Source organism: Shimia sp. R10_1, assembly GCF_017744095.1.
Taxonomy (GTDB): Bacteria; Pseudomonadota; Alphaproteobacteria; order Rhodobacterales; family Rhodobacteraceae; genus Shimia.
This window is the reverse complement of the sequence record NZ_JAGHQX010000002.1, coordinates 138,348-150,344: the sequence shown is the minus strand read 5'-3', so window position 1 is coordinate 150,344 and position 11,997 is coordinate 138,348. Positions and strand designations below refer to the sequence as shown.

At 62.3% G+C, this 11,997-nt stretch carries 16 protein-coding genes; 1 reads left to right on the top strand and 15 read right to left on the bottom strand.

From position 1 onward, the window contains the following. Positions 1-105 precede the first annotated feature (105 nt). The 11 genes from J7413_RS05180 to ureC form a co-directional block, all read right to left on the bottom strand. The gene (locus J7413_RS05180; RefSeq protein WP_209096962.1) at positions 106-1,287 is read right to left on the bottom strand and encodes a thiolase family protein; all 1,182 of its coding nucleotides are present in this window, start codon (positions 1,285-1,287) and stop codon (positions 106-108) included. After that, on the bottom strand, positions 1,268-2,773 hold the full coding sequence (locus J7413_RS05175; RefSeq protein ID WP_209096960.1) for an AMP-binding protein: 1,506 nt from the start codon (positions 2,771-2,773) through the stop codon (positions 1,268-1,270). Before J7413_RS05175 ends, J7413_RS05180 begins: the two co-directional genes overlap by 20 nt. Positions 2,774-2,781: 8 nt before the next feature. Beyond that, the gene (locus tag J7413_RS05170; protein ID WP_209096958.1) at positions 2,782-3,342 is read right to left on the bottom strand and encodes a biotin transporter BioY; all 561 of its coding nucleotides are present in this window, start codon (positions 3,340-3,342) and stop codon (positions 2,782-2,784) included. Positions 3,343-3,433: 91 nt separating this feature from the next. After that, on the bottom strand, positions 3,434-4,030 hold the full coding sequence (locus J7413_RS05165) for an energy-coupling factor transporter transmembrane protein EcfT (protein WP_209096956.1): 597 nt from the start codon (positions 4,028-4,030) through the stop codon (positions 3,434-3,436). After that, positions 4,030-4,704, bottom strand: a complete 675-nt coding sequence (locus tag J7413_RS05160) for an ATP-binding cassette domain-containing protein (protein WP_209096954.1) — start codon at positions 4,702-4,704, stop codon at positions 4,030-4,032. Before J7413_RS05160 ends, J7413_RS05165 begins: the two co-directional genes overlap by 1 nt. Before the next feature lie 135 nt (positions 4,705-4,839). Continuing rightward, the gene (ureG, locus tag J7413_RS05155; RefSeq protein WP_209096952.1) at positions 4,840-5,478 is read right to left on the bottom strand and encodes an urease accessory protein UreG; all 639 of its coding nucleotides are present in this window, start codon (positions 5,476-5,478) and stop codon (positions 4,840-4,842) included. A gap of 15 nt (positions 5,479-5,493) precedes the next feature. Further along, complete coding sequence (locus tag J7413_RS05150; protein WP_209097330.1) at positions 5,494-6,138, bottom strand: urease accessory protein UreF; 645 nt, start codon at positions 6,136-6,138, stop codon at positions 5,494-5,496. Next, a complete protein-coding gene (ureE, locus tag J7413_RS05145; RefSeq protein WP_209096950.1) occupies positions 6,128-6,643 on the bottom strand; it encodes an urease accessory protein UreE in 516 nt (171 codons plus the stop codon). The genes J7413_RS05150 and ureE overlap by 11 nt, the downstream gene beginning before the upstream one ends. A gap of 25 nt (positions 6,644-6,668) precedes the next feature. Further along, entirely contained in the window at positions 6,669-6,893 is a 225-nt protein-coding gene (locus J7413_RS05140; RefSeq protein WP_209096949.1) for a DUF1127 domain-containing protein, read from the bottom strand. Between the two features lie 133 nt (positions 6,894-7,026). After that, the gene (locus tag J7413_RS05135) at positions 7,027-7,611 is read right to left on the bottom strand and encodes a hypothetical protein (protein ID WP_209096947.1); all 585 of its coding nucleotides are present in this window, start codon (positions 7,609-7,611) and stop codon (positions 7,027-7,029) included. Between the two features lie 11 nt (positions 7,612-7,622). Beyond that, on the bottom strand, positions 7,623-9,362 hold the full coding sequence (gene ureC, locus J7413_RS05130) for an urease subunit alpha (protein ID WP_209096945.1): 1,740 nt from the start codon (positions 9,360-9,362) through the stop codon (positions 7,623-7,625). A gap of 91 nt (positions 9,363-9,453) precedes the next feature. On the opposite strand from ureC, the gene J7413_RS05125 reads away from it, so the two are divergent. Beyond that, positions 9,454-9,882 carry a hypothetical protein gene (locus tag J7413_RS05125; RefSeq protein ID WP_209096943.1) on the top strand — a complete coding sequence of 143 codons (429 nt, stop codon included), beginning with the start codon at positions 9,454-9,456 and terminating at the stop codon, positions 9,880-9,882. A 152-nt stretch (positions 9,883-10,034) separates the two neighbouring features. On the opposite strand, the gene J7413_RS05120 is transcribed toward J7413_RS05125, so the two are convergent. The 4 genes from J7413_RS05120 to J7413_RS05105 are packed head-to-tail and all read right to left on the bottom strand — an operon-like array spanning position 10,035 to position 11,494. Next, positions 10,035-10,343, bottom strand: a complete 309-nt coding sequence (locus J7413_RS05120; RefSeq protein ID WP_209096941.1) for an urease subunit beta — start codon at positions 10,341-10,343, stop codon at positions 10,035-10,037. Then, on the bottom strand, positions 10,340-10,507 hold the full coding sequence (locus tag J7413_RS05115; protein WP_209096931.1) for a peptidase M23: 168 nt from the start codon (positions 10,505-10,507) through the stop codon (positions 10,340-10,342). Before J7413_RS05115 ends, J7413_RS05120 begins: the two co-directional genes overlap by 4 nt. A 20-nt stretch (positions 10,508-10,527) precedes the next feature. After that, on the bottom strand, positions 10,528-10,830 hold the full coding sequence (locus J7413_RS05110; protein WP_209096929.1) for an urease subunit gamma: 303 nt from the start codon (positions 10,828-10,830) through the stop codon (positions 10,528-10,530). A 4-nt stretch (positions 10,831-10,834) separates the two neighbouring features. Then, positions 10,835-11,494: an urease accessory protein UreD gene (locus J7413_RS05105; RefSeq protein WP_247743370.1), complete on the bottom strand. Its 660-nt coding sequence runs from the start codon at positions 11,492-11,494 to the stop codon at positions 10,835-10,837. Between the last annotated feature and the right edge of the window lie 503 nt (positions 11,495-11,997).

Sequence of the window (11,997 nt, the reverse complement as noted above, 5' to 3'; positions counted from 1 at the left end):
ATTTGAGACGGGGTCGCAGTGCGGCCCCGTTTTTGTTTTGAGGGCGCTGCCCTCGTCACACCAAAGGTGTAACTTCACCCGGGATATTTGAAGAATGAGAAGCGCTTAGAGGCGTGTGGGCTGGAAAGCGGCGGTCAGCCCTTGGCCGCCGCCGATGCCGATCATGGCCATGGCGAGGGCCTCTTCGGGCGCGGGTAGGCGGATGAGTTGGCTGAACAGGCGCACCACAAGGATGGCACCCGAGGCCCCGAAAGGGTGGCCAAGGGCGATGGCACCGCCGTCTTTGTTGGGCAGGGTTTCGTTGAGCCCTAGCGCATCAAGGCTGGCGAGCACCTGCGCGGCGAAGGCTTCGTTGAACTCCAGATGCGTGAGGTCGGAGAGGTTCAGATTTGGGTGGTGCTTGAGCAGCTTTTGGGTGGAGGCGACGGGGCCGATGCCAAGAATATTGGGGTCCACACCTGCCGCCGCGCCACCAAGGTAGGCGAGGGCTTTGGTGTGACCCAGTGTGCGCGCTTTGGCGGCCGTGGTGATCAGCAGCGCAGCCGCGCCATCGTTGAGGGGGCAGGCGTTGCCCACTGTCACTGTGCCATCTTTGCTGAACGCAGGGCGCAGGCGGGCGAGGCGCTCGGCTGTCATCCTGTCGCGGATGCATTCGTCGAGGGTGTGGCCTGCGATTGGGGTGATTTCGGCGGTCAAACGACCCGCGGCACGGGCCTCAGTTGCGCGTTGTTGGGAGCGCAGGGCAAAAGCGTCTTGGCGGGCGCGGGAGATGTTGAATTCATCTGCCACCGTGTCGGCGGCGGCGCCCATCTCTGGATCGCCGATGCTGTCGGGTGCAAAGCGCGCGCGTTTGTAGCTTTGGGCGGGCAGGGTGCCACTGGCGGGCAGGGTGCGCAGGGGCGCGCGGCTTTGGCTTTCGACGCCACCCGCGAGATAGGCGGTGCCTGCGCCTGCCATGATGAGGTGGCAGGCCAACATCACCGCCTCAAGACCGGAGCCGCATTGGCGATCGACAGTCACGCCGGGGATGGATGTGGGGAAGCCTGCGTGTAGCGCGGCGAGGCGGGCCACGTTGCCACCGGGGCCTGCGGCGTTGCCAAGGATCACATCGTCGAGCTGATCGGGGGGGAGGCCCGCGTCGGCGAGGGTGGCTTGCAGCACGGGGGCGGTGAGCTCTTCGACATCCAGGGAGGCAAACATGCCGCCTGCGCGGCCAATGGCGCTGCGGCGGGCGGTGATGATGACCGGCTGGCGCTCAGCTGGCAGCTCAGGTGGCAGCAGGGACAAGGCGCGCGTCCTTTTTGCTGAGCCAGGAGAGCAGGCGCCCGCGGTCCGGTTTGCCGGAGCTGGTCAGAGGCCAGTCCTGCGTGCGGTAGAAATGGCGCGGGAGTTTGTAGCGCGGCAGACGGATGGCGAGTTGGGAGCGGAGCTCATCCAGCGGCGTGTCGCCTTCGACAATAGCCACCAGTTCTTGGCCGCGCGACTGATGGGCGACGCCGAGCACCACGGCCGCAGACACGCCGGGGATTTCAGAGAGCGCGGTTTCGATTTCCTGCGGATAGACGTTGTGGCCGGCGGTGATGACCATGCCGCCTTCGCGGCCCAATAGGCTGAGGCTGCCGTCATTGTTGAGTTTGCCCACATCGCCGACGGTGGCCCATGGGCCTTCGCGGCGGAAGCCGGAGGTGCGCCCGCCCCAGAGGTAGCTGTCAATCGCCAGATCCCCGCGCACAAAGATGGTGCCGGGTTCACCTTGGGCGACCTCTTGGCCGTTCTGGCGCAGGGAGAGTTCCACATGCGGGAAGGGGCGGCCCACGGAATGGGCGGGGGCGGAGGAGCTTTGGCGGCCGTGGGTGTTGAGGCTGACAAAACCCAGCTCGGACGCGCCGTAGTATTCATGCACGCGGGCGCGGGGGAAATGGCTGCGCGCCTTTGTCAGAAGGGCTGGATCGAGCTTGGCCCCGGCGGTGGTGATTTCAACGACCTGATCCACCGGCGCGCCGTGACAGAGCGCGCCGAGCAGGCTCGGCACGGCGACGATGCGGCGGGTCTCTGCCATGGCTTTATGGGCGGCGGTGAGATCAAATTTCGGCAGAGCGTGGAAGGCGGCGCCAAGTTCCAGCGTTTCGGCGAGTGCGTAGAGCGTGATGCCGTGGGCCAGCGGGCCGGGGGCAAAGGTGTTGCTCTGCTCGGTCAGGGCAAAGGCGAGGCGGCTGGCATCAAGCGAGGCGCGCCAACTGTGGCGGGCGCGGGCGAAGGCTTTGGGTTCTGACGTGGTGCCGGAGGTGAAGCCCACCATGAAGATCGCGCGCGGATCGGTGAAAGGGATGTCTTTGGGTGCAGCAAGGAAGGCGTCAAAATCGGCGGTGTCGATGCGGATAGCGGGGATGCCGAGGCGCTCAGCGGCGGCGATGAGCGCGGTTTGGGAGGAGAGGCAGAACAGCGCGTCTGGCGGGAGTTTGGCGAGCACACGTTGGTGCAGGGTGTCGGGCCAGTGGGGATCGAGCAGGGTGACCGCATGGGGCGTGGCCAGTGCGGTTGCCAAGAGCGTGGGGGCATTGGGGTGGTTGCCTGCGGAAAGCGCAAAGAGACGGGCGTTTTCGGGTAGGGTGAGATCGGCACGGGGCTGTGCGGGCAGGGCGCTGAGGGCCGCATGCAGACGTTGCAGCCGTCGATGCAATACGCCGTAGGTCAGGCGGGTGTCAGAAACAGCAACCGCCAGCGCGTCGGGGCGCTGGCGGGCGTGATGATCTATTGCGTGTCGTAAAGGCAAGCGCGTCCTCAGAGCGTTGGAAAGGCGCGGCGCAGACCGCGGGCGATGATTGTCGCCAGAACCACCTTTACCAGATCGCCGGGGATGTAGGCCACCATGATCGTCAGAGACTTGGTGAGGCCCAGTTTGCCGATGAAGGCCATCCAAGGAATGCCAGCCGCATACATCAGGGCAATGCCACCGATTGCGACGTAAATACCTGTTTTGACAGCACTTGCGTCGCTATCACGCTCAATGAGCCAGCCGATGAGGGCGGCGCAGAAAGGCCATGCGAGCAGGAAGCCACCAGATGTGCCGACCAGCACGCCAAAACCGCCACGGCCACCGGACAGAAGCGGCAGGCCCACGGCCACAAGCGCGATGAACAGCAGCAACGCAAGACCACCGCGTTTGGACCCAAGCACAGCACCCGCAAGCATCACACCCAGCGACTGCGCAGTGATCGGCGGCAGTGCCGCGCCTGCGAAGTGGATTGGGGGCATCAGGCCAAGTGCGGCGGTGAGAGCGGCAAAGAGCGCGATATAGACGATGTCTTTGGTCGCGAAGCCTTGTTTGAGTGCGGTGTCCATCTGGTCCGTCCCTTGTCAGAAATCTGTTTGGCTGGAGGGGTGCGCAAAAGCCGCTGAGGGCTCAAGTGCATCGGGCGCTAACGGGGCGGACTTAGGAACGATATCCTCGTGAATCGATGGCATCAGAAATATCATCCGCCATCTTGATGGCGCGGATTGCCATGGGCATGGCCACTGCAATGACAGAGCGTTCCAACCCACGCGCTTTCTGCGCCTCGCGCACCTCGGTCATGATTTGGGCGAGCACAGGGATAAAGCGCAGGGCGAGCGAGATGGCGAGGCTGACTTTGGCGGGGTTTACGCCAAGTGGGCGCAAGAGACGAAGCGCGCGCGTCATCGTGTCGATCATGTCAGAGGAGCGCGTGGTCAGGGTGACAAGGCTGGCAAGCAGGATCAGCGCGGCCAGACGCAGCACCACATAGGTGGCCAGTGTGAGACCTGAAAAATACCATTGCACTGCAAAAAAGAGCACAAATATCCACAGCAGCGGGCGAACTTGCGCGAAAGCCTGTTTGAGCGTGAGTTGCGCCAGCGGATAGAGCGCAAGGATGGCCAGCGCGGCGGCCACGGTGATTGGCAGGCTTTGGTTGATCATCAGGAGTGTGGCCCCGACCATCAGCGCGCCCATTTTCAGGGACGGGCGCATGCGGTGCAGTGGCGAATGGCCAGGTGAGTAAAGATCCAGCATCAGGCCATGAGCTCCTGATAGGCGGGGATGACCTCGGCAGGCAGACCATCAGCAAAGACGCGCCCCTCATCAATCACAATCACGCGGTCATAGTCGGTGAGCAGATCGAGATCATGGGTGACGGTGATCACCTGCTGATCCAAGGCAGCCACCGCGCGGGCAATGCGGCGTTTGTTGCGCAGATCCAGCAGCGTGGTTGGCTCGTCCATCACCACGATGTCAGGCTCCATCACCAGCACGCCAGAGATGGCAATCAGCTGTTTTTGGCCGCCAGACAGCAGGTGCGCGGGGTGTTCGCGCAGGTCGCTGAGATCGTAGCGCGCAAGGATTTCAGCGGTTTTTGCGGCGATCTCGGCCTTGGAGAAGCCGCAGTTTTTCATGCCAAAAGCGAGGTCTTCTTCGACGATGGGCATGACGATCTGGTTGTCGGGGTTCTGAAACACAAAGCCCACTTTGCGACGCACGTCACGGCCCTGTTTGCGGGTGTTCAGCCCATCCACCAGCACGTCGCCCGTGCTGGGCAGGGCGAGGCCATTGAGCAGGCGTGCGAGGGTGGATTTGCCGGAGCCATTTGCGCCAATGATTGCGATGCGGCGTTCCGTCAGGCGCAGAGAGAGATCGCGCAGAACCTCGCGGTCCCCGTAAGAGAGGCTGACGTTTTGAAGCTCGATCATGGTTGGTTCCGCCGGTTGCTGCCTTTTGCGCTCATAGCGCGGCGCGCGCGCTGGTTGAAGCGCAGGATGCCTCCGGCGGGGATATTTTGGGAATGAGACGCCCTGCGGGGTGTGTTTCTTGGGAAACTGTTCCGCCTATTCGCTCATGAGGGCAGGCACGCCGCCGATGTCGCCAATCAGCGGCAGCAGCGCCTCCAGCCCTTTGCCGTGGCGCAGGGAGGTGAAGAGGAAGGGGCGCGTGCCGCGCATTTTTGTGGCGTCACGCTCCATGACCTCAAGCGAGGCCCCAACGTAGGGCGCAAGATCGGTCTTGTTGATGATCAGAATATCAGAGCGGGTGATCGCTGGGCCGCCCTTGCGCGGGATCTCTTCGCCTGCGGCGGTGTCGATCACATAGATGGTGAGATCGGCCAGTTCTGGGCTGAAGGTGGCGGAGAGATTGTCGCCGCCGGATTCGATCAGCACGATGTCGAGATCGGGGATTTCCTTGGTGAGTTCATCTATGGCGGCGAGGTTGATGGAGGCGTCTTCGCGGATTGCGGTGTGGGGGCAGCCGCCGGTTTCCACGCCCTTGATGCGTTCGAGCGGCAGCACCTGCTGGCGCATCAGTTCCTCGGCGTCTTCGCGGGTGTAGATGTCATTGGTGACCACGGCGATGGAGAGCTTGTCGCGCAGGGCACGGCAAAGATTGGCGGTGAGCGTGGTTTTGCCAGCGCCAACAGGGCCACCGATGCCGATGCGGAGAGGGCCATGGGGGGAAGCGGAGGAGGTCATGTGGGTTTCCTGTGATTAGGACCGGAACAGCCGGGAGTATTGGGTTTCATGCCGCATTGAGGCGATGTCAGAAGCAAATGTAGAAGAGGCAATGGCCGAGAGCGGCTCTGTGATCGCCTGATCTGCGATGGACTGGCACAGCGGGGTGAGGGCGGTGAGCACGCTTTGCGCCTCGGTCTGTCCCAAAGGCACAAGGCGTGTGGCGGCGGAGGTGAGATTGGCGGCAAAGGCGTGCAGGAAGAAGCGGGCGGTCTCTGGCAGCGGCAGGTCTTGCAGGCGCGCGGCGCGGCCCACGGCGACTGGATAGGTGAGCTGCGTCAGATCAAGGTCGTGGATGGTGCTGGCGGTGCGCACAAACGCCGCGCCCTGCTGATCGGTTTCCAGCAGACGCTCGGCAGAGGGGGCGAGCGCGCGGGCGAGGTCATCCACCTCCGTCAGGGCACTCAGATCGTCCGCGTTGTAGGCGGCGGCGAGCAGGATGACATCATTGTGGCCCGCGCCATGTGTAAGCGTGTCGGTGAGCCAGTCTGAAAAGCTGGCGGCATTGTGCACCGTGCCGCACTCTACCAGCGCCTCCAGCCCGTGGCTGTAGGTGAAAGCCCCCACCGGATAGGCAGGGGACAGCCATTGGGCCAATGTGAGAATTGGATCAGTGCTCATGCGGGTGGTCATGATCGTGGCTGTGATCATGTGTGTGGTCATGGGCGTGCGGATGACTGTGATCGTGCCCATGGGTGCGGCCATGGCCATAAGCGCCGCCTTCGGGCGTGAATGGCTCGGTCACATCGGTCACGGTTGCGCCCAAAAGGCCCAGCATGTCTTTGATCACGTGGTCGGGTTGGATCAGCAGGCGGCCCTCCTCGATCTGGCACGGGGTGTGGCGGTTGCCGATGTGCCAGGCGATGCGGGTGAGATCATCTGCTGTGACCTGCAAGAGCGGCTCAGGCGCGGCGGTCACGGTGATTTCGCGCCCGTCGCTCAGCACCAGAACACCGCCATGATCAAGCGATGTGGTTTTGGGCAGATCGACGAGGAGGCGGCTGCCGTCTTCCAGCCGCAGGGTTTTGCGGCGCAGGAAGCGGTCTTCGTAGCTCAGCGCCACCTGCCCCGCAGCGGGGGCATGGGCGTGGCTGTGATAAGCGCGGGCGGTGGGCAGAGCGGTCATGACGCCCCCCCGGTTGCCCGCAGGATCAGAGATGCATGTAGTCGCGGAAGACGTGGCGCACGATTTCTTCGCGGCGCAGGCCCCGTTTGGCCAGCTCTGCATCGGACATGGCGTTCAGCGTTTCGATCTGCTGTACGCGGCTGTTGTTTTCTGCCAGCGCGATCAGGCCATTGCCGATTGCCCGGAAGGGTGCTGCCAGCAGTTTGCCAAGCGCAAACGGTGCGGCGGATGTTGTGTCTGTGAGTGCCATTTTGAACCTCAGTTCGATAAAAACGTTCGGTCCTCCCCTGGCGATGAATATGGGGGAAAAGGTCTGGCATGTGCACAGGGTCTTTCGTCATAGCTGTTTTGCGCACGCTGCAATGCAGCGTGGCCTTAAGGTGTTATGGCACCGCTTTGATATCGACATAGACATAGCGGTCTGGGGCTTCGTTGGTGTAGCGGGCTTCCGACAGATAGGAGAAGCCAAGCTCCGGCAGGTAGTGCAGCGTTTCCTCGTAGCCGTCGTCATCGTAGTAAATGCCTGTGACCGGGATCATGTCGTAGCTGCAACCACCCAACGTGATGCGGGTTGTGTCTCCGAAGACATAGCTTTCCACACGGCTTTCGACGCCTTCGGTGTCCATGGTGACCACTTTTGTGTCCCAGCGCCCACCGGCGACGGGCAGGGGCGCATCTTCTGGGCTGATCGGATAGCTGTGTGTGGCGCGACTGTCAGGAATGGCGTTGCCATCCTCCAGATCAAACTGCTCCACAATATAGAGCCCTTTAAGCAGGACGTATTTGGATTGAATGCCGGTGGTGTCTTCCCAGAGGCCGCGGACATGGTTTGCGCCAAAGCTCTGATACGTCTCCATGGCACCGTCCTTATCCTCAAGGCGGATGCCGGTTTCCATATCGGATGCGGTGGGGCATTGCGCAGCAAGAGGGCTGGCAAAGCAGGTGAGGGCGAGAAGTAGTGCGCGCATAGGGCCTCCGGTCAGAACATAAAGTACCGCTGTGCCATGGGCAGCACCTCGGCAGGCTGACAGGTCAGAAGCTCACCGTCCGCGCGCACCTCGTAAGTCTCTGGGTGGACTTCGATTTCCGGGGTGGCGGCGTTCAGCTTCAGATCCGACTTGCCAATCTTGCGGGTATTCTGAACCGCGAGGGTTTGTTTTGCCAAGCCCAGTGACGCCCTGATGTTTTCGGCTTGTGCCGCTTCTGACACAAACACCACAGCCGCGTTTTCCACAGCGCGGCCGTAGGCGCCAAACATCGGGCGGGAATAGACCGGCTGGGGCGTTGGGATGGAGGCGTTAGGGTCGCCCATCTGCGCGCAGACGATAGAGCCGCCAATCAGCACCATTTCCGGCTTCACGCCAAAGAAGGCCGGGTTCCACAGCACGAGATCAGCGCGCTTGCCTTCCTCAATGGAGCCGATCTGATGGGCGATGCCATGGGCGATGGCGGGGTTGATGGTGTATTTTGCGATATAGCGGCGGACGCGGAAATTGTCGTTCTCGCCGATTTCTTCGGGCAGACGGCCGCGCTGTTTTTTCATTTTGTCCGCGGTCTGCCATGTGCGGATCAACACTTCGCCGACGCGGCCCATGGCCTGACTGTCAGAGGCGATGATTGAGAAAGCGCCCATGTCATGCAGGATATCCTCAGCCGCGATGGTCTCGCGCCGGATGCGGCTTTCGGCAAAGGCCACATCCTCTGGGATGGATTTGTCGAGATGGTGGCAGACCATGAGCATGTCCAGATGCTCATCCACGGTGTTCACAGTGAAGGGCCGTGTGGGGTTGGTGGAGGAGGGCAGCACATGCTCTTCGCCGCATATCTTGATGATGTCCGGTGCGTGGCCGCCACCTGCGCCCTCAGTGTGGAAGGCGTGGATGGTGCGGCCTTTCATGGCGGCTACGGTGTTTTCCACAAAACCAGATTCGTTGAGCGTGTCGGTGTGGATCATCACCTGCACGTCCATGGCGTCGGCCACCGAAAGGCAGCAATCAATCGCAGCGGGCGTGGTGCCCCAGTCTTCGTGTAGTTTGAGCGCGCAGGCGCCTGCCTTCACTTGCTCTTCGATGGCGGCAGGCAGGGAGGCGTTGCCCTTGCCCGCAAAGGCGAGGTTCATCGGGAAGGCGTCGGCGGATTGCAGCATGCGGCCAATGTGCCATGGGCCGGGGGTGCAGGTGGTGGCCAAAGTGCCGTGCGCTGGGCCGGTGCCACCGCCGAGCATGGTGGTGAGGCCGGAGTGCAGCGCATCCTCGATCTGCTGCGGGCAGATATAGTGGATATGGCTGTCAAAGCCGCCTGCGGTGAGGATTTTTCCTTCGCCCGCAATGGCTTCGGTGCCGGGACCTACGATGATGTCCACCCCGGGTTGGGTGTCGGGGTTGCCCGCCTTGCCGATCTTGGCGATGCGCCCATCCTTAAGGCCCACGTCGGCTTTGTAGATGCCGGTGTGATCCACGATCAGCGCGTTGGTGATCACTGTGTCCACAGCGCCTTCGGCGCGGGTGGTCTGTGCTTGGCCCATCCCGTCGCGGATCACCTTGCCGCCGCCGAATTTGACCTCTTCGCCATAACTCAGCGCGTTGCCGTTTCCGGCTTTCTCAGCAGTCAAATCCCGCTCCACCTCAATCACAAGATCGGTGTCAGCGAGGCGCAGCTTGTCACCCACGGTGGGGCCAAACATGGCGGCGTAGTCGGAGCGGGAAATTTTTGCTGGCATAAAAGGGGTCTCTGTTGGTTTGGCAGGCGCAGAACGTGGTCGTGCGCCCCGTTATTTTTTCGGTTTGGCCGTCTCGGCTGCAGCGGGCGGCATGGCCGGCGGTTTGGAAGGCTGGCGTTTGGTTTTGCGTGCCGCTGGCGCTGGGTCTGTCTCTGCTTTGGGCGCGGGTGCGGCGGTTTTTGCCACCACCTTTGCCGCAGGTTTGGCAGCAGGCTTGGATGCGGGCTTTGGTTGTGGTGTGGCGGCACCTTTGGGCTTTGGGGCCGCTTTTGCTTCTGGCTTTGCTTTGCGTGTTGTGGTGACCGGTTTTGCCGGTGCTTCGGTTTTGGCGGTGACCGTTTTGATGCTTGGCTCTGTCGCGGCAGGTTTGGCAGCCGTTGCGGAAGCCGCGCGGCGCGCGGTGGTCGGTTTTGTTTTTGGTGCAGCTTTGCGCCGGGGCGCGGCGGGTTTGGTCGCCTGTTTTGGTTTCACCGCCGTAGGTTTTGGCGTGGCCAAAGCTGGCGATGTGCTCACCAGATAGGGCATCGTCATGGATGTCATCAGTGCCTTTGTCATCGCGTGCGAGGTGCGCATGTTGCGCTCCATCAGCCGCGACATAAAGAAAAACCCATTCAGTGAGGCCGTGATCGAGCCCGTGGCAATCGTCTGCATCAAAATCTCCTTGGGGTTAGGTCATGAGAGAGGCCCCATGACTTTCTGATTAAATCCATAAATGCGGCGTGCGCCTGAAATCGGGATCAGCTGCACCTCCCGGCGTTGGCCCGGTTCAAAGCGCACGGCGGTGCCGGCGGCGATGTCCAGACGCAGGCCATGTGCGGCGGCGCGGTCAAAATCCAGTGCGGGATTGGTTTCGGCAAAATGGTAGTGGCTGCCCACCTGAATGGGGCGGTCGCCGGTGTTGGCCACCATCAGCGTGGTGGCTTCGGCGTGTGCGTTCAGGGTGAGGTCGCCCTCTGCGGGGATCAGTTCGCCGGGGATCATTTTTTCTTCCGCATGAAAAGACCAAAGGCGCCTACGGCGAGGGATCCCAAAAGCAGAGACAGCCAGATCGGATGGTCGGCATGAGGGTGCAAATGTGCGCCGGAATGGGCCAAGGCGGGGGCAGCTGTGGCGGTGGCGAGCGCCGTGACGGCGAAACGTTGCATGTCTGTCTTCCTCTCGTCAGTCAGCGGATTGGGTTGTGGACGGTCACAAGTTTTGTGCCATCTGGGAAGGTGGCTTCGACCTGCACCTCGTGGATCATCTCTGCGATGCCTTCCATGCATTGGTCACGGGTGATGACCTGTGCGCCCGATTGCATGAGATCGGCCACCGAGCGGCCATCGCGCGCGCCTTCGACCACCGCGTCGGTGATCAGGGCAATGGCCTCTGGGTGGTTGAGCTTCACGCCACGCGCGAGGCGTTTGCGGGCCACTTCGGCGGCCATGGCGATCAGCAGTTTGTCCTTTTCACGGGGGGTCAGTTGCATGTGGTCAGAGCATCCATGTTCGGGGAATATCGGCGCCGTGCAAAAGCGTGAGCGCGGGAATGAGGGATTGGCGCAGGGCGTGGCCGTCTTCGGCCAGAATACGCGCAAACAGCAGGCCATCGCGGATTTCGCTGGCACCAGCGGTGGCGGGCAGAAGCGCGCGCAGCTTATCCAGATGGCGGCCCGCATCGGGTGCAGCCAGCAGGAGGGTGGCCATGGCGCGCGCGCCGCCTGCGATGGTGGCGCGGTCAAGATGTGCCTGAATGTTGCCGCTGAGTTTGACCCGGTCTGCAAACAGCAGCTCATCACCACGTGTCAGGGTGATGCGGTCAAAGATATCGGCTTTGCGCACGGTTTCGCCCATGGCGGTGCGGCCAAAGATCAGCGGCTCTACCATCAGAAAACGCGCGGTTTTGTGCATTGTCACAGTCAGGCTGCGCGACAGGGAGGCCCCGTCAAACAGGATGGTTTCTTGCGGCAGCCAGTCGAGCTGTGCGTTTTTCTCAAGCGTGAGCGTTGTCTCAAGCTGTCCCGGTTTGGCGTCAATGCTGCGATAGGCACGCTCTGCGGCCTGGGTGGTCACGGTGAGATGGCTGCCCGCGCCTGCGGCGGCGGCCACGGAGAAACGGTCGCCTCCGGTGATGCCGCCTGCGGTGTTGAGCAGAACCGCCTGAAGCGCCTTGGTGCGTCCGCGTGCGTAGTTTGCGTGCGGAAACAGGACGCGGCTGGAGCCGGACAGGCGCAGATCGTCCAGAACGGAGCTGCCCGCGCGCAGTTTGCTGCGGATGTCGGCACTGCCTTGCGCGCGCGGTTGTTGCGGCAGAGCGGGCTCTGGGCGTGATATGGGCGTGAAGGCGGTGATAGGCGTCTCCGATGAGCGGTGTCGGTTTTCCTTGTGACTCGCATTGGCGGCGGCGCATCAAAAGAACGCCTGCCCGTTTTTTGAGCGGATTTGTCACATGCGTATGAAATTTGCGCATATTGAGCGATTTGGATGAAAAATCGGGCAAACTGCGAACTTTGGCGCGCGGGCGGCAATTGGATTGAAATTTCTCGACGTGATCGCCATTTTGCCGCCAGTTTCGAATCGCTGTTTCGGTGGCGATATCGCCTTTATGCGTGGGCTGGCCAAAGACTTGCCAACGCCTCTCTTCAGCTCCCGGCGCG

Bases quoted from the DNA above. Each gene is read 5' to 3' on its own strand.
- J7413_RS05170 (WP_209096958.1), bottom strand. From the start codon at position 3,342: ATGGACACCGCACTCAAACAAGGCTTCGCGACCAAAGACATCGTCTAT.
- J7413_RS05165 (WP_209096956.1), bottom strand. From the start codon at position 4,030: ATGCTGGATCTTTACTCACCTGGCCATTCGCCACTGCACCGCATGCGC.
- J7413_RS05160 (WP_209096954.1), bottom strand. From the start codon at position 4,704: ATGATCGAGCTTCAAAACGTCAGCCTCTCTTACGGGGACCGCGAGGTT.
- ureG (WP_209096952.1), bottom strand. From the start codon at position 5,478: ATGACCTCCTCCGCTTCCCCCCATGGCCCTCTCCGCATCGGCATCGGT.
- J7413_RS05150 (WP_209097330.1), bottom strand. From the start codon at position 6,138: ATGAGCACTGATCCAATTCTCACATTGGCCCAATGGCTGTCCCCTGCC.
- ureE (WP_209096950.1), bottom strand. From the start codon at position 6,643: ATGACCGCTCTGCCCACCGCCCGCGCTTATCACAGCCACGCCCATGCC.
- J7413_RS05140 (WP_209096949.1), bottom strand. From the start codon at position 6,893: ATGGCACTCACAGACACAACATCCGCCGCACCGTTTGCGCTTGGCAAA.
- J7413_RS05135 (WP_209096947.1), bottom strand. From the start codon at position 7,611: ATGCGCGCACTACTTCTCGCCCTCACCTGCTTTGCCAGCCCTCTTGCT.
- ureC (WP_209096945.1), bottom strand. From the start codon at position 9,362: ATGCCAGCAAAAATTTCCCGCTCCGACTACGCCGCCATGTTTGGCCCC.
- J7413_RS05125 (WP_209096943.1), top strand. From the start codon at position 9,454: ATGGCCGGCGGTTTGGAAGGCTGGCGTTTGGTTTTGCGTGCCGCTGGC.
- J7413_RS05120 (WP_209096941.1), bottom strand. From the start codon at position 10,343: ATGATCCCCGGCGAACTGATCCCCGCAGAGGGCGACCTCACCCTGAAC.
- J7413_RS05115 (WP_209096931.1), bottom strand. From the start codon at position 10,507: ATGCAACGTTTCGCCGTCACGGCGCTCGCCACCGCCACAGCTGCCCCC.
- J7413_RS05110 (WP_209096929.1), bottom strand. From the start codon at position 10,830: ATGCAACTGACCCCCCGTGAAAAGGACAAACTGCTGATCGCCATGGCC.